The organism is Streptomyces sp. NPDC001231 (assembly GCF_042896885.1).
In the GTDB taxonomy this organism is placed as follows: Bacteria; Actinomycetota; Actinomycetes; order Streptomycetales; family Streptomycetaceae; genus Streptomyces.
In genome coordinates, this window is the sequence record NZ_JBIAXS010000016.1 from 36,007 (window position 1) to 54,004 (window position 17,998).

At 74.2% G+C, this 17,998-nt stretch carries 2 protein-coding genes (both running past the window's edge); both read right to left on the reverse strand.

Annotated features, from left to right (window positions below):
- Nucleotides 1-13,072 carry the 5' portion of an amino acid adenylation domain-containing protein gene (locus ACFY3J_RS20455; RefSeq protein WP_390841420.1) on the reverse strand. Its footprint begins 1,100 nt before the window's first position, so the window shows 13,072 of its 14,172 coding nt (coding positions 1-13,072); its start codon is at nt 13,070-13,072; its stop codon lies beyond the left edge, outside the window.
- Nucleotides 13,069-17,998: the 3' portion of an amino acid adenylation domain-containing protein gene (locus tag ACFY3J_RS20460; RefSeq protein WP_390841421.1), read on the reverse strand. 9,323 nt of this gene lie beyond the right edge of the window; only the last 4,930 of its 14,253 coding nucleotides appear in the window; its start codon lies off the right edge, out of view — the gene reads right to left on this strand; its stop codon occupies nt 13,069-13,071. Before ACFY3J_RS20460 ends, ACFY3J_RS20455 begins: the two co-directional genes overlap by 4 nt.

Here is a 17,998-nt window from a genome sequence, read left to right on the forward strand (position 1 = left end):
CCAGCAGCAGCAGGCCGGGCCGGCCGGTACCGGCGTCGAACCAGACCGCCCGCACCAGCGAGCCGGACTCCGGGGTCAGCCGCCGCGCGGCCGCCCGGCCGTGCTCCACGAGCACGGCGCGCTGCGCCTCGGCGTCCCCGAAGACGGCGACGTCCGCGAAGTCCACCCGGTGCACCAGCTGTTCGGCGCGCACCTCGCCACGGGGGCGTACCTCGATCCGCCAGTCCTTCTCGCCGGACCTGGTCAGCCGCAGCCGCAGCGCGTCGTGCCGGTCGAGCACGGCCTGTACGGCGGCGGTCAGTCCGGCGAGGTCGAGCGCGGCCGGCGTCCGGACCGTCATCGCCTGGTGGAAGCCGTCGACCGGGCCTCCGTGCTCCCGCCACCAGTGCATGATCGGGGTCAGCGGCAGCTCTCCGATCCCCGCGTCCGCGTCCTCGGCGAAGGACTCGGTCGCGGCCTCGGCGATCCCGGCGAGCGCCGCGGGGGTGCGGTGCTCGAACACGTCCGCCACCGTGAGTTCGATCCCCGCCGCCCGGGCCCGGCTGACCAGTTGGATGGAGACGATGCTGTCGCCGCCGAGGTCGAAGAAGCCGTCGTCGGCCCCGACCGTCTCCCGGCCGAGCAGTTCGGCGAAGATCCGGCACAGGGCGGCCTCCCGCTCGGTGGCCGGACCGCGGCCGGGCTCGTCGGTGCCGAACTCGGGAGCCGGCAGCGCGGTACGGTCCAGCTTGCCGTTCACGGTGAGCGGCAGCGCGTCCAGCACGACGAAGGCGGCGGGGACCATGTAGTCCGGCAGCGCGGCCGCGACGTCCTTGCGCAGCACGGCCTGCTCCGGCGGTTCGGCGCCCTTTTCCGGGACGACGTAGGCCACGAGCTGTCTGAGGCCGGGCCGGTCCTCGCGCACGAGCACCGCGGCCTGGGCGAGTCCGGGCCGGGCGAGCAGCGCGGTCTCGATCTCGCCGGGTTCGACCCGGAAGCCGCGGATCTTGACCTGCTGGTCGGAGCGTCCGACGAACTCCAGCTCACCGTCGCGGTTCCAGCGCACCAGGTCGCCGGTCCGGTACATCCGGGTGCCGGGCGGCCCGAACGGGTCGGCCACGAATCTCTCCGCGGTCAGCGCCGAACGGCCCAGATAGCCCAGCGCCACCCCGGGACCGGAGACGCAGAGCTCGCCCGCGACGCCCACCGGCACCGGCCGCAGCCGCTCGTCGAGCACCGCCACGCGGGTGCCCGCCACCGGGCGGCCGATCGGCGGCGCCGTGTCGCCGGACAGCGGGCCGCTGAGCGTGGCCGCGATGGTGGTCTCGGTCGGCCCGTAGGCGTTGAGGACGGTGCGTCCGGCCGACCACCGGGCCAGCAGGCCCGGTGAGAGCGCCTCGCCGCCGGAGACGACGCAGCGCAGGCTGGGCAGGTCCCGCTCCGGGAGGGTGCCGAGGACCGGGGCCGGCAGCATGACATGGGTGGCCCCGGCCGCTTCGACGGCGTCGGCCAGGCCCTCACCGACCAGTTCGCGGTCCGCGCCCGGCAGGGCGAGCGTGGCCCCGGACAGCAGGGTCATCGCCAGGTCGCCGACCGACACGTCGAAGTTGGTCGACACCACCTGGAGCACTCGGCTCCCGCCGTCCAGACCGAGCCGTTCGACGTGGCTGTGCACGAACGACGCGAGGCCGGCGTGCCCGACGAGCACGCCCTTGGGCCGGCCGGTCGACCCGGAGGTGTAGACGACGTAGGCGGGGCTGTTCACGGTTCCCGCCCCGGGCGGATCGGTCGCCGGATGCGCGGCCACCGAGGCGGCGAACCCCGGCTCGTCCAGGACCCAGGTCGGCACGGCCGGCGCGGAGGGCGGCAGGCCGCGTGACGCCTCGGTGGCCAGCAGGGCGGCCGGTGCGGCGTCCGCGAGCATGAAGGCCACGCGCTCGGCCGGGTACTCCGGATCGACCGGCAGGTGGACGGCGCCCGCCTTGGCCACCGCCAGGAACGCGGTGACCTGGAGTGGGGAGCGCGGGACGGCCACCGCGACGATCCGACCCGGGGCGACACCGCGGGCGATCAGTTCGTGCGCCAGCCGGTTGGCCCGGTGGTTCAGCTCGGCGTAGCTGGTCCGCTCGCCCTCGCACCACAGGGCCGTCGCCCGCGGCGTGCGCGCCACCTGCGCCTCGAACAGCTCGGCCAGGGTGCCGCCCGGCACCTCGGGCTCGGTGCCGCGCCACGCGCCGAGCAGCTGCTCCCGCTCGCCGGCGGTCAGCAGGTCGTGCTCCCCGATCGGCCGGTCCGGCTCGGCCAGCAGCCGCTCGAGCAGCGCGACCAACCGGTCCGCCAGCGACTGGACGGTGCCCTCGGTGAACAGGTCGGAGCTGTACTCGACCACACCGACGATGCCGTTCGGCCGCCCGTCCGCGTCCAGCGTCTCGGCCAGGTTGAACGCCAGGTCGAACTTGGCCACGCGCAGGCCGTGGGGCTGCTGGGCGATGGTCAGGTCGTCGCCGAGGCTCAGCTCGGCGGGCGGGGTGTTCAGCAGGTTGAGCATCACCTGGAGCAGCGGGTGCCGGGACATCGAACGGCTGGGGCCGAGCACCTCGACGAGCCGTTCGAACGGCACGTTCTGGTTCTCGAAGGCGGCGACGTCGGTGCGCCGCACCCGCTCCACCAGCGCCCGGAAGGTCGGGTCGCCGCTGGTGTCCGTGCGCAGCACCAGGGTGTTGACGAAGAAGCCGACCAGCTCGTCCAGAGCGTCGTCGGTGCGTCCGGCGACCGTGGTCCCCAGTGGGATGTCGCTGCCCGCGCCGATCCGGTCGAACAGCGCGGCGAGCGCGGCCTGCACCACCATGAAGGGGCTGGCCCCCGCGGTCTTCGCCAGCTCGACCAGCGCACGGTGCGCCGGAGGCTCGAACCGCAGCCGGACCAGTCCGCCTCGGTGGCTGGGCCGGGCCGGACGCGGCAGGTCGGTCGGCAGCGCCAGCTCCTCCGGCATGTCGGCCAGCTGCTCGCGCCAGTAGCCCAACTCCGCCGCCAGCCGCGAGTCCTGGTCGTCCTCGCTGCCGAGCACGTCGCGCTGCCAGAGGGCGTAGTCGGCGTACTGCACGGCGAGCGGCGTCCACTGCGGGGCCCGCCCGGCGGCCCGGGCCCGATAGGCGTCGGACAGGTCGCGCAGCAGCGGGCCCAGTGACCAGCCGTCGCAGCAGATGTGGTGGACCAGGAACACCAGCACGTGGTCGCGCGGCCCCACGCTGAACAGGTGCACCCGCACCGGCAGTTCGGCGGCCAGGTCGAAGCCGTGGCCGACGGCCCCGGCGACCGCGGCGTCCAGTTCGTCCGGTGCGACGTCGGCGATCCGCAACCGGGGTGTCGCCGCCTCCGGGTCCAGGATCTCCTGGCGCGGCGTGCCGCCGGTCTCGGGGAACGTGGTGCGCAGGCTCTCGTGCCGGGCCACCACGTCACCGATCGCGGCCTGCAACGCCTCCACGTCGAGGGAGCCGGTGAGCCGCATGGACAGCGGGATGTTGTACGTCGGGCTGGGTCCCTCCAGGCGGTTGAGGAACCACAGCCGGCGCTGTGCGAACGACAGCGGGACGTGCTCGGGCCGCGGCTGCTGCACCACGGTCCGACGGGCTTCCCCGGCCCCGCCGACCAGCACGGCCAGGCCGGCCACCGTGGGGTTCTCGAAGAAGTCCCGCAGCGGCAGTTCGGCGGCGAACTCGCTGCGGATACGGCTGACCAGCTTGGTCGCCTGCAAGGAGTGCCCGCCGAGTTCGAAGAAGTTCGCCTCGACGTCGACGTCCTCGTCGCCCAGCACCTCGGCGAAGATCCGCCGCAGCCCGGCCTCGGTCTCGTTGCGCGGGGCACGGCCACCGGACGAACCGGTGGACTCCGGCGCCGGCAGCGCCCTGCGGTCGACCTTCCCGTTGGGGGTCAACGGCAGTGCCGGGAGCACCACGAAGGCCGGCGGCACCATGTACTCGGGCAGCCGCGCGGCGACATGCTCCCGCAGCGCCGCCGCCGAGGGCGTCGTACGGCCCTCCCCGGTGACCACATAGGCGACCAGGCGCCGCTCGCCCGGCTCGTCCTCCCGGGCGAGCACGGCGGCCTGCGCCAAGTCGGCGTGGTCGACGAGCAGCGACTCGATCTCGCCCGGCTCGATGCGGAAACCGCGGATCTTCACCTGGTCGTCGGCGCGGCCGACGAACTCCAGGTTGCCGTCCGGCAGCCGGCGGACGAGGTCGCCGGTCCGGTACATCCGGGAGCCGGCGGGTCCGTACGGGTCGGCCGTGAACCGCTCGGCGGTCAGTCCGGGCCGGCCTGCGTAGCCGCGGGCCAGACCTGCCCCGGCCAGGTACGCCTCGCCGGGCGTGCCGACCGGGACCGGGCGCAGCGCTTCGTCCAGCACCAGTACCCGGACGTTCCACAGCGGGCGGCCGATCGGCGGGTTGACGCCCGCGGTGAGCGGTTCGCTGACGGTGGCGCACACGGTCGCCTCGGTCGGGCCGTAGGCGTTGAGCAGCCGACGGCCGTCCGCCCAGCGGGCGATCAGGTCGGGCGCGGACGCCTCACCCGCGACGATCACGTTCATGCCGTCCGGGAGCGCGCCCGGCGGCAGCACCGCGAGCGCGGCCGGCGGAATGTTGGCGTGCGTGACCCGTTCCCGGGCCAGCAGCGCGGCCAGCGGCTCGCCGACCGCCAGGTCCTCGGCGGGGGCCATCACCAGGACGCCGCCGACCAGCAGCGGCGCGAGCACCTCCCAGATGGCGGCGTCGAAGCTGGGGGAGGCGAACTGGAGCATCCGGCTGCTCGCGTCGAGGCCGAACTGCTCGCGGATCGCACCGAAGCCGCCGATGCCCTCGTGCGGGACCACCACCCCCTTGGGCCTGCCGGTGGAGCCGGAGGTGTAGATCATGTAGGCGGCGTTGGCGGGGGAGGCCGTGCGGACCGTGTCCGGCGCGGTGTCCGGCAGCGCGGCCAGTTCGGCGCGCACACCGGCGTCGTCGAGCAGCACCCGCGGGACGTCGGAGCCGGGCAGCCCGGCGGCTGCCGGTCCTTCGGTCAGCAGCGCGGCCGGCCCGGCGTCGGCGAGTATGAAGGCGATCCGCTCGGCCGGATAGGCCGGGTCCACCGGCAGGTGGACGGCACCGGCCTTGAGCACCGCCAGCAGTGCGACCACCGACCACGGCGTGCGGGGCAGGGCGACGGCCACCACGTCCTCGGGGCCGACGCCCCTGCGGACCAGCAGGTGCGCGAGGCGGTTGGCCTCGGCGTCCAGTCGCGCGTACGTCAGCTCCGTTCCGTCGAAGCTGATCGCCACCGAGTCCGGGGTGGCGGCGGCCTGACGGCCGAACAGCTCCGCGATGGTGCCCCGGGGCACGTCGTGCGCGGTCGCGTTGAAGTCGTACAGCACCTGCTGCCGCTCCGCCGGGGAGAGCACCTCCAGGCGGCTGATCGGCAGTTCCGGGTCGGCGCAGGCGGCGTCCAGCAGGCGCAGCAGCCGGTCGGCCACACGCGAGACGGTCTCCGGGTCGAACAGGTCGTCGCTGTACTCGACCAGGCCGGTCATGCCCAGCGGTACGCCCTGCTCGTCGTAGCGTTCGCGCAGGCTGAAGGCCAGGTCGAACTTGGCGGCGCCGATGCCGACGCCCTGCGCGCCGATCTCCAGACCGGGCAGGCCGATCTCGATGTCGGCGGTGTTCTGGAGGTTCAGCCACACCTGGAAGAGCGGATGGCGGCCGAGGGAGCGTTCGGGGTTGAGCACCTCCACCAGCCGCTCGAACGGCACCTCCTGATGGGCGTAGGCGGCGAGGTTGTTCTCGCGGACCCGGTCGAGCAGTTCGGTGAAGCTGGGGTCACCGCCGGTGTCGGTGCGCAGCACCAGGGTGTTGACGAAGAAGCCGACCAGTTCGTCCAGCGCCTCGTCGGCGCGGCCGGCGACCGGGGTGCCCAGCGGGATGTCGGTGCCCGCGCCCAGCCGGGTCAGCAGCGTGGTGAGCGCGGCCTGGCCGACCATGAACAGGCTGGTCCTGGTCCGCCGGGCCAACCGCGCCATCCGCTCGTGCAGTTCGGCCGGGACCGCGAAGGGAACCGTGGAGCCCTTGTGGCCGGCCACCGCGGGCCTCGGCCGGTCGGCGGGCAGCCGCAGCTCGTCCGGCAGCCCGGTCAAAGTGGCCCGCCAGAACTCCAGTTGCCGGGCGATCTCGCTGTCCGGCTCGGTCTCGCTGCCCAGGACCTCGCGCTGCCACAGCGTGTAGTCCGCGTACTGGACCGGCAGCGGCGCCCAGTCGGGCGCGCGGCCCGCCAGCCGGGCTTCGTACGCCTCGGCCAGGTCGCGCGCCATCGGCGCCATGGACAGACCGTCGCCCGCGATGTGGTGCATCACGATCAGCAGCACATGGCGGTCCGGGCCGAGCCGGAACAGGTGTGCCCGCAAGGGCAGTTCACCGGACAGGTCGAAACCGCGGAAGGCGGCCTCCTCCAGGACGGCTTCCAGACCGGCCTCGTCGGTCTCGGATACGACGAAGGCCGGAGCGGCCTGCCCGACCGGGGCGATGGACTGGCGGGGGGTGCCGTCGGCCTCGGGGAACGTGGTGCGCAGGCTCTCGTGCCGGGTCACCACGTCACCGAGCGCGGCCCGCAGCGCCTCGACGTCGAGCGGGCCGGTCAGCCGGGCGGCCAGCGGCAGGTTGTACGTGGAGCTCGGGCCCTCGAGACGGTTGAGGAACCACAGTCGGCGCTGCGCGAACGACAGCGGGATCAGGTTCGGGCGCGGCATCGCGCGGACCGCGGCCCGCGCGCCCGCCGCGCCGGACACCTTGCGGGCCAGGCCCGCCACGGTCGGGGACTCGAAGACGTCCCGTACGGCCAGTTCCACGCCCAGCGTGCCGCGGATCCGGCTGACCAGTCCGGTCGCCAGCAGCGAGTGGCCGCCGAGGGCGAAGAAGTCGTCGTCGACGCCGACCGAGGCCACGCCGAGCACCTCGGCGAACAGGCCGCGGAGGATCTCCTCCCGCGGTCCGCGCGGGGCACGCCCTTCGGGCGCCTCGGGCTCGGGCACCGGCAGCGCGGCCCGGTCCAGCTTGCCGCTGGGCGTCAGCGGGAACGCGTCCATGAGCACGAAGGCCCCGGGCACCATGTGGTCCGGCAGCGCGGCCGCGACGTGCGCTCGCAGAGCGTCCCGCCCGATCGGGCCGGCCACCGGCACCACGTGGCCGACCAGGCGGCGGCCGCCGTGCCCGTCGTCCTGTGCGACCACGGCGGCCTGCGCCACCTCGGGGTGGCTGCGCAGCACGGCCTCGATCTCGCCCGGCTCGATCCGGAAGCCGCGGATCTTCACCTGGTGGTCCGCGCGGCCCGCGTACTCCAGCTCACCGTCGCGGTTCCAGCGCACCAGGTCGCCGGTGCGGTACATCCGGGCGCCGGGCGGCCCGAACGGGTCGGCCGTGAACCGCTCCGCGGTCAGGCCCGCACGGTCGTGGTAGCCGCGGGCCAACTGAGCCCCCGCGATGTACAGTTCGCCGCCGACGCCGTCCGGTACCGGCCGCAGGGCCGCGTCCAGCACATACACCTGGGTGTTCCACACCGGACGCCCGATCGGCGCACCGGTCCGGGGCCAGGACGACCGGTCCGCGGGCAGGGTGTACGCGGTGACCACATGCGTCTCGGACGGGCCGTAGTGGTTGTGCAGCGCGCGTTCCGGGCCCGCGCCGCACAGGTCGCGCACCCGGTCGCCCAGCACCAGCGCCTCACCGGCCTGCGCGACGTGCCGCAGGTCCGGCAGGCCGGTGCCGTCCTCCGCGACGGCCTCGCCGAGGGCGTCCAGCATCATGGTGGGCGCGTACAGCTCGGTGATGCGCCGCTCCCGCAGCCAGGTCGCGAACCTCGCCGGGTCGCGCCGGGTCTCCTCGTCCGGCACCACCAGCGTCCTGCCGTCGAGCAGGGCCGAGAGGATCTCCTGGGCCGAGACGTCGAAGCTGATCGCGGTGAACTGGGCGGTCCGGGCTCCCGGTTCGACGGGGACGGCCGCGGCGTGCCAGGACATCAGGTTCACCAGCGCGCCGCCGGGCATCACGACGCCCTTGGGGCGGCCGGTCGAGCCGGAGGTGTAGATCAGGTAGGCGGGGTGCTGCGGCAGCAGCGGTCCGGTCCGCTCGTCGTCGCGGGGATCGGTGTCCGGCAGCGCGGCCAGTTCGGCCAGCACGCCCGGGGCGTCCAGCGGCAGCGTCGGCCCGGCGGGCAGCCGGCCGGCGACTTCGGTGGTGGACAGCAGCACCCGGGGAGCGGCGTCGGCCAGCATGAAGGCGATCCGCTCGGCCGGGTACTCCGGGTCGACCGGCAGATAGCCCGCGCCGGACTTGAGCACGGCGAGCACACCCACCACCAGCTCCACCGAGCGGGGCAGGGCAAGACCCACGATGTGCTCGGGACCGATGCCACGGCCGATCAGCAGCCGGGCGAGCCGGTTGGCCCGCGCGTTCAGCTCGGCGTAGGTCAGCTCCTCGTCGCCGCACACCAGCGCGGGGGCACCGGGGTGCCGTGCGACCCCGGCCTGGAACAGCGCGGGCAGCGAGGCCGCGGGCACCTCGTGCTCGGTGGCGTTGCGGGTGACCAGCAGTTCGTGGCGGGCGACCGGGTCCAGTACGTCGACCTTGCTCACCGGGCGGGCCGGTTCGGCGACGACGCCCTCCAGCACCCGTACGAAGGCCGCCGCGATCCGCTCCGCGGTCGCCTCGTCGAACAGGTCCCCGCTGTACTCCACGAAGCCCTCGACGCCGCCGGGACGCCCGTCGGCCGTGTAGCTCTCGCGCAGGCTGAACAGCAGGTCGAACTTGGACATCCCGGTGTCGACGCGCTGTGTGCCGACCCGGACACCCGGCAGCCGGAACGGTGCGGTCGGGTTGTTGTGCAGGGTGAGCATCACCTGGAACAGCGGATGCCGGGACATCGAACGGCCGGGGTTCAGCACCTCGACCAGCCGCTCGAACGGCACCTCCTGGTGCGCGTAGGCGGCCAGGTCGGCCTCCCGCACCCGGCCGAGCAGCTCACGGAAGTCGGGGTCCCCGGAGAGGTCGGTGCGCAGCACCAGGGTGTTGACGAAGAAGCCGACCAGGTCGTCCAGGGACTCGTCGCCGCGCCCGGCGATCGGGGTGCCGAGCGGGATGTCCGTTCCGGCGCCCAGCCGGTGCAGCAGCACCGAGAGGCCCGCCTGCAACGTCATGAACACGCTGGCCTGGCAGGTGCGGGAGAGAGCGACCAGGCGCTGGTGGACCTCCCGGTTGAGGCGGAAGCCCACCGTGCCGCCCCGGTAGGAGGGGGTCGCGGGACGCGGACGGTCGACCGGCAGGTTCAGCTCGTCCGGCAGACCGGCCAGCGTCTCGCGCCAGAAGGCCAGTTGCCGCGACACCGCGCTGTCCGGGTCGTCCTCACTGCCCAGCACCTCGCGCTGCCACAGGGCGAAGTCCGCGTACTGCACGGGCAGCGGTGCGAACGACGGCTCACCGCCCTCGCGTCGCGCGCCGTAGGCGGCGGACAGGTCGCGGCCGAACGGCACGGCCGACCACTCGTCCATCACGATGTGGTGCGTCACCACCAGCAGCACGTGCTCCTCGTCGCCCAGCCGCAGCAGCCGAGCCCGCACCGGCGGCTCGGTGGTCAGGTCGAACCCCTCGCCCGCGGCCCCGGCGAGCGCCGCGTCAAGCCCGGCCGGGCCGACGTCGGTCACCCGCAGTTCGGGGACGGTGTCCACCACGACCTGGCAGGGCGTGCCGTCACGGTCCGGGAAGAGCGTGCGCAGGCACTCGTGCCGCCGGGCCACGTCGGCCAGCGCCGCGCGCAGCGCCTCGACGTCCAGCGGGCCGGTCAGCCGGGCCGCCATCGGCACGTTGTACGCCGGGCTCGGGCCCTCGAACCGGTTGATGAACCACAGCCTGGTCTGCTGGAGCGACAACGGGACGTCGGCCGGGCGCGGCGCCGGCTCGATCCGCCGGGCCACCGGCCCGTCGGAGGTGAGCAGTTGGGCGAGCGCGGCCACCGTCGGCGACTCGAACAGGCTGCGCAACGAGAGCCGCACGCCGAAGACCGAGCGGATCCGGGTGACCAGCCGGGTCGCCAGCAGTGAGTGGCCGCCGAGCTCGAAGAAGCTGTCGTCGATGCCCACGACGGACGCGCCCAGGATCTCCGCGAACAGCCCGCACAGGATCTCCTCCTGGGGCGTGCGCGGTGTGCGGCCGGAGGCCACGCCGGAGAAGTCCGGGGCCGGAAGCGCCCGCCGGTCCAGCTTCCCGTTCGGCGTCACGGGGAGTTCGCCGAGCATCAGGAACGCCGCCGGCACCATGTGGGACGGCAGCGCGTCCGCCACGGCGGTGCGCACGGTGGCCACGCTCGGCGCGGCGCCGGTCTCGGGCACCAGGTAGGCGACCAGCCGGTGGTCGCCCGGCCGGTCCTCGCGGATGATCACGCTGGCCTGGGCGACGCCGTCCTGGGCCAGCAGCACCGACTCGATCTCGCCGGGCTCGATGCGGAAGCCGTGGAGTTTCACCTGGCTGTCGGCGCGTCCCCGGAAGACGAGCCGGCCGTCCTGGTCCCAGGCGGCGATGTCGCCGGTGCGGTACATACAGGTGCCGGGGCCTTCGAAGGGGTTGGCGACGAAGCGCTCGGCGGTGAGTGCGGGACGGTCGAGGTAGCCCCGGGCGAGGCCCGCTCCGGAGACGTAGAGCTCGCCGGGGACACCGGGCAGGACCGGGCGCAGCGCGGAGTCGAGGAGGTAGACGCGGGCGCCCGTGATGGGGCCGCCGATGGGTGGTACGACCTCTCCGGCGAGCGGGGTGCTCATGGTGGCGCACACGGTGGTCTCGGAGGGGCCGTAGGCGTTGATCATGCGGCGGCCGGGGGACCAGCGGCCGACGAGTTCGGGCGCGGTGGCCTCCCCGGCGACCACGAGGGTGATGCCCTCGGGCAGGGCGTCCCGTTCGAGGACGGCGAGGGCGGCCGGGGGAATGGTGGCGTGCGTGACGCGCTGCTCGGCGACGAGGCCGGCCAACGGCGGGCCGGGGCGGAGCCGCTCGGTGGGGGCAAGCACGAGCGTCGCACCGGTGAGCAGGCCCATGGCCAGCTCCCAGAACGCGGCGTCGAAGCTGATGGAGGCGAACTGAAGGACGCGGCTGCCGGGGCCGACCTCGAAGCGCTCGGTCTGGGCGGCGACGAGGGAGGCGATGCCGCGGTGGGTGACGACGACACCCTTGGGCCGGCCGGTGGATCCGGAGGTGTAGATGAGGTAGGCGGGATGATCGGCCGTCAGGTGCGCGGCGGGTGCGCGGTCACCGGGGGCGGCGGCGACGCGTGCGGCGGTGGCGGGGTCGTCCAGCGCGAGGACGGGCCGGTCGCCGGCCGGCAGGGCGGCGGCGAGGGCGGTGGTGGTGAGGACGGCGCCGGGCCGTGCGTCGGCGAGCATGTAGGCGATGCGCTCGGCCGGATAGTCGGGGTCCACCGGCAGGTACGCGGCGCCGGCCTTGTGGACGGCGAGCACGGCGACGGCGAGGTCCGCGGACCGCGGGAGGGCCAGGGCGACGTACTGCTCGGGCCCGACTCCGGCGGAGACGAGGTGGTGGGCCAGCCGGTTGGCGCGGCGGTCCAGCTCGGCGTAGGACAGCGTGGTGTCCTCGAAGACGACGGCCGGGTCCTCCGGTGCCCGGGCGACCCGCTCGGCGAACAGCTCCGGCAGGGTCCTCGGACGCGCGGCTCCCGTGTCGTTGCGCCGGAGCAGGACCTCCTCGCGTTCGTCCGGGGCGAGCACGTCCAGCCGCCCGACGGGGCGGGCCGGGTCGCGCACCACCGCTTCCAGCACCCGCACCAGCCGGGCGCCGATCGCCTCCACGTCCGCCGGCCGGAAGACGTCCGGCCGGTAGCCGAAACGGATCCGCAGCGTCTCGCCGGGCAGGGCGGCCACGCTGAGGGGGTAGTGGTTGGCGTCCGCGCCGTGCGCGCCGACGATCGTCAGGCCGGCCAGTTCACGGAACCCCTTCTCGTCGAAGGGGTAGTTCTCGGTGACGGTGATGGTGTCGAACAGTTCGCCGGACGCGCCGGCCAGGGCGTGCACGTCGGGCAGGTTCAGATGCTGGTGGGACATCAGTCCGGCCTGCTGCCGCTGGAAGCGGGCCAGCATCTCACCCACCGGCTCCGAGGGATCGAGCCGCACCCGCACCGGCAGGGTGTTGATGAACAGGCCGACGACGCTCTCCACACCGGGGATGTCGGCCGGACGTCCGGAGACGGTGCCGCCGAACACCACGTCGGTGCGGCCGGTCAGCCGGCTCAGGACGAGCGCCCAGGCGCCCTGGAAGACCGTGTTGACGGTCAGGTCGTGTCTGCGGGCCGTCGCGGTCAGCTCGCGGCTCAGCCCGGCCGGAACCTCCACCAGCAGGCGCTCGGGCGCGACCGGGGTGCGCAGCCGGTCGTCGGACACCAGTCGCGTCGGCTCCTCGACGCCGTGGAGCACCGTTCGCCACGCCTCCTCCGCGGCGCCGCGGTCCTGCTCGGCCAGCCAGGCGAGGTAGTCGCGGTACGGCGTCACCGGCGGCAGCGCCGACTCGTCGCCGCCCGCCGCGTAGAGCGTGAACAGGTCCGTCATCAACCGGCCCACCGACCAGCCGTCCAGCAGGATGTGGTGGTGCGCCATGACCAGCCGGTGGCCGTGCTGCCCGTGGTGGATCAGCGTGAAGTGCAGCAGCGGCGGCCGCGCCAGGTCGAAGGTGCGCTCCGAAGCGGCCGCGGTCAGCTTCCGCAGCCGCGCCGTCTGCTGCTCCTCGGGCAGGTCGCGCAGGTCGAACTCCTGCCAGGGCAGGGGAACTTCGCGGGGGATGAGCTGCACCGGGCGGCTGAGCCGCTCGTAACGGAAGGCGGCCCGCAGGTTGGGGTGCCGGCGCAGCAGGCCCGCCACCGACTCCCTCATCGCCCCGGCGTCCAGCTCGCCTTCGAGGTCGAGACACAGTCTCGCCGTGTAGATGTCCAGCGAGCGCTCGTGGTAGACGGTGTGGAAGAGCAGGCCTTCCTGGAGGGGCGAGAGCGGAAGGACGTCCTGGAACCCCGGCTTCGTCATGAGGAGAAGTACCTTCCGTCAGCTTCCAGTACGTCGATGTCGCCTTGGTCGAGACCGGTCAGGGAGAGGTCGGACGGGGTGTGCCCGCCGGCGCCGGCGGCCTCGGAACGGGTGGTGATGGCTTCCAGCGCGCGGATCCAGTCGTCGACCAGTTCGCGTACGGTCGCCTCGCCGAACAGCTCGCTCGGCCAGGCGCAGGTCACGGCCAGGCAGGGTCCTTCGGGACCGTCGACGACCGAGGTGGTCAGCTCCAGCGCGTGCCCGGCTTCCGGCGTCGGCGCCCGCTCGGTGGGTCCGGCGGAGACCGGCCACTCGGAGGGGGCGTCGTCGTCGAGCCTGCCGAGGTGGGTGAAGCGGATGTCCGGCCGGGGCAGTCCGGCCAGCACGGGGGCGGTGCGCGGGTTGAGGTACCGCAGCATGCCGTAGCCGACACCGCCGCCCGGCACCGCGCGCAGTTGCTCCTTGACCGCCTTGACGGCGTTGTCCGCGGCCGCGCCGCCCGCGGTCAGCTCGGACCGGTCGACGGCGCCGGCGTCCAGGCGTACCGGGTGCGCCGTGGTGAACCGGCCCAGGGCGCGGGAAAGGTCCTGGCCCTCGGCGAACGGTTCGCGTCCGTCCCGCTCCAGGTCCACCAGGACGCTCGTGCCGCCGAGGTGGTCCCGCAGGTGCCGGCGCCGCCACTGCGGGACGGTCAGCGCCAGCGCGGTGAGCAGCACGTCGTCCACATCGCAGTGGAACGCGGCGGGCACCCGGCCGAGCAGCGGTCCGGTCCGTCGCGCCGGCAGCGTGCGGTGAAGCGTGCCCGTGGCACCGGGCTCGTCCGGCCCGGGAGCCGACGGCCGGTCGGTGAGCCGGGGTTCGGCGGCGCTGAGCGTCGTCCTCCACCAGTCCAGTTCGCGCTCGCGTTCCGGGTCCTGCGCCGCGGCCACCAGTTGCTGCGCCCAGCGGCGGTAGGAGGTGCCGGCCGGTCGCGGGGCGTCCTGGCTCTCTCCGGTCAGGACCCGCCGGCAGGCGGTCAGATCGGCGCGCAGGACCCGCCAGGACACCGCGTCCACGACCAGCCGGTGCAGCACCACCAGCAGCCGGCCCCGTCGTCCGGGTCCGGCGTCGAACCAGACGAACCGGGCGACGTCTCCGGTCTCCGGGTCGAGACGGCCGGCCGCCCGCCCGGTGTGGTCGCGCACCACGGCGGCCAGCCCGTCCGCGTCCAGTCCGGCGACCGCCACGCGGGCCACCCGGCCGGCGGCGTCCACGGCGCCGGGGGGCCGCACCTGAAGGCTCCACCGGGCGCCGTCCTCGCCGCTTTCGTGGCGGTCCAGCAGCAGCCGGAGCGCGTCGTGCCGGTCGGTGAGCATGTTCACCAGCTCGCGCAGCTGATCGAGACCGAGATCGGCGGGGGCGTCCAGCAGCAGCGACTGGTGGTACGCCTGGACCGGGCCGCCCCGCTCCCGCAGCGCGTGCACGGCCGGTGGCAGCGGAACGCCGCCGATACCGGCCTCGGGTGACTCGACGACGAGGTCGGGGACGTCGGCCGCCACCGAAGCGAGTCCTTCGACGGTCCGGTGGACGAACACGTCCTCGGGTTTGATCCGCAGCCCTCTCGCCCGCGCGCGGCCGACCAGGCGGATCGAGACGATGCTGTCGCCGCCGAGGTCGAAGAAGCTGTCCCGCACGCCCACCGAGGGCAGGCCGAGGACCTCGGCGAACACCTCGCACAGCGCTTCCTCGTGCGGTGTGCGCGGTTGCTCGTCGCCGACCAGCACGGCGAGGTCCGGGGCGGGCAGCAGCTTGCGGTCCACCTTGCCGTTCGGGGTGAGCGGCAGGGCGTCCAGGGCGACGAACGCGGCCGGGACCATGTAGTCCGGCAGGACGCGTGCCGCGTGCTCCCGCATCCCGGCCGCGGCCGGCACCTCCCGGCCGGGAGCCGCGACCAGGTAGGCCACCAGGCGCTTGTCCCCCTCGCCGTCCTCCCGGGCCACCACGGTGGCCCGGGCCAGCGCCGGGTGGGTGGCGAGGACGCTCTCGATCTCGCCCGGTTCGATGCGGAAACCGCGCACCTTGACCTGTTCGTCGGCCCGTCCGACGAACTCCAGCTCGCCCGCGGTGTTCCACCGGGCGATGTCGCCGGTGCGGTACATCCGGGCACCGGCCGGCCCGAACGGGTCCGCCACGAAGCGTTCGCCGGTCAGCCCGGGACGGCCCAGGTAGCCGCGGACCACGCCGTCACCGGCGAGGTACAGATCGCCCGGGACCCCGGCCGGCACCGGCGCGAGCCGGTCGTCGAGCACGTACACCCGGGTGTTCGCGATCGGCCGGCCGATCACCGGCGCGCCGGGCCGGTCGTCCAGTGCGGCGGTGGTGGACCACACCGTGGTCTCGGTGGGGCCGTACATGTTCCGCACCCCGGCGGACAGTTCGCGCAGCCGGGCGGCCAGTCCGGTGGGCAGCGCCTCGCCGCCGACCAGGACCCGCAGTCCGGTGAGGGCGTCCGGGTGCCCGGACACCAGCGCCTCCCACAGCGTCGGCGTCGCCTGGACCACGGTGGCGCCCATGCCGGTGATCAGCTTGGCGAGTTCGTCGACGTCCCGCACCTGCTCGGTGGCGGCGAGCACGAGCCTGGCCCCGGCGACCAGGGGCACGTACAGCTCGAGACCGGCGATGTCGAAGGCGACGGTGGTGACGGCCACCAGGACGTCCGCCTCGGTGACCGGCAGCCGCTCGTGCATGTCCCGCACGAAGTTGGCGATGTTCGCGCGGGTGACCACCACGCCCTTGGGGCGGCCGGTGGAACCGGAGGTGTAGATCACGTAGGCCGGGTGGTCGCTGTGCGCCGTGCCCGGCAGGTCGGTGTCCGGCAGGGCGGCGATCCGTGCCCCGAGCGTCGGGTCGTCCACCGCGATCGTCTCCGCCCCCGCCGGTACGGGCAGTTCGCGGGCGAGCTCGGAGGTCGTCAGCACCAGCGCGGGCGAGCCGTCCGTGAGGATGTGCCGCACCCGCTCGGCCGGGTAGGCCGGGTCGAGCGGTATGTAGGCCGCGCCGGACTTGAGCACCGCCAGCAGCGCCACCACCAGATCCGGCCCGCGCGGCAGGCTCACCGCCACCCGGACCTCCGGCCCGGCGCCGCGTCCGGCCAGGTACCGCGCCAGCCGGTTCGCCCTGGCGTTCAGGCCGGCGTAGGTGATCTCGGCGCAGGTGCTCCCACCGTCGGCGGCGACGACCGCGACGCGGTCCGGGGTGCGGGCGGCCGCCGCCTCGATCGCCTCGACCAGTGAGTGCGGGCCGAAGTCGGCGCTGGTGGCGTTCCAGTCGCGCAGCAGCCGGGTGCGCTCGGCCGGGGTCAGGACGTCCACGTCGCCCACGGGCCGGTCGGGTTCGGCGCACAGCCGTTCCATCAGGTGCGTGAACCGTCCGGCCAGCCCCACCACCGTGTCGTGGTCGAACAGGTCCGTGCTGTACTCGGCGACCGCGTCGATCCCGGCGGGCGCCCGGTCGGCGTCGAACAGCTCGCGCAGGTTGACGTTGAGGTCGAACTTGGCCGTGTTCAGGTCGAGCATGCGGCGCCGCGCGGACACCCCGGGCAGGTCGTAGTCGGCCTCCGGGTTGTTGTGCAGGCTGACCATCACCTGGAAGAGCGGGTGACGGGCCATGACCCGCTCGGGGTTCAGCACGTCGACCAGCCGCTCGAAGGGCACGTCCTGGTGTGCGTACGCGGCCAGGTCGGTCTCCCGTACCCGGTCGAGGAGTTCGGTGAAGGTGGGCTCGCCGGACAGGTCGGTGCGCAGCACCAGCGTGTTGACGAAGAATCCCACCAGATCGTCCAGGGCCTCGTCCGTACGGCCCGCGATCGGTGTGCCCAGGGGGATGTCGGTGCCCGCGCCCAGGCGGTGCAGCAGCACCGACAGCCCCGCCTGGACGACCATGAACATGCTGACCCCGCGGCGGCGGGCGAGGGCCGCCAGGTCCCGGTGCAGCCGCGGCTCCAGCCGGAACGTGACCCAGCCGCCGCGGTACGAGGGGGTCGCCGGGCGCGGCCGGTCCACCGGCAGGCTCAGCTCGTCCGGCAGTCCGGCCAGCGCCTCGCGCCAGTACGCCGACTGCCGTGCGGCCACGCTGTCCGGGTCGTCCTCGTCGCCCAGCGTCGCGTGCTGCCAGAGCATGTAGTCCGGGTACTGCACCGGCAGCGGTGTCCACCGCGGTGCCGCGCCGGCGCACCGGGCGCCGTAGGCGGTGGCGAGGTCCCGGCCGAACGGCCCGGTCGACCAGCCGTCGACGACGATGTGGTGCATCACCACCACGAACACCGACTCCCGCTCGCCGACCCGCAACAGGATGGCTCGCAGCGGCAGTTCGACCGTCAGGTCGAAGCCCTGTCCGGCGACGCGCCGCAACTCCCCGTCCAGCTCGCGCGCGGCGACGTCGAGCACGGTGAACTCCGGTGCGGCGACCGACGGATCGAGCACCACCTGGTACGGACTGCCGTCGCGCTCGGGGAAGATCGTGCGCAGCGACTCGTGGCGGGCGACCACGTCGGTGAGCGCGGAGCGCAGCGCGCAGACGTCCACCGGACCGTCGAGGTCCAGCGCGATCGGCAGGTTGTAGGTGGCGCTGTGGCCCTCCAGGCGGTTCAGGAACCACAGCCGCCGCTGGCCGTGGGACAGCGGCAGGTGCGCCGGCCGCGGGGCGGCGCGCAGCGCCCGCCGGCCCTGCGGCGCCCCGCGCAGCGATCCGGCCAGGGCGGCGACGGTCGGGCTCTCGAACAGCGCGCGGATGGGCAGTTCCGTGCCGAAGGCCGAACGAATCCTGCTGACCAGCCGGGTGGCCAGCAGGGAGTGGCCGCCCAGGTCGAAGAAGTTGTCGTCGACTCCGACCGCGGGCACGTCGAGGATCTGCGCGAACAGAGCGCACAGCAGCTCTTCCTGCGGAGTG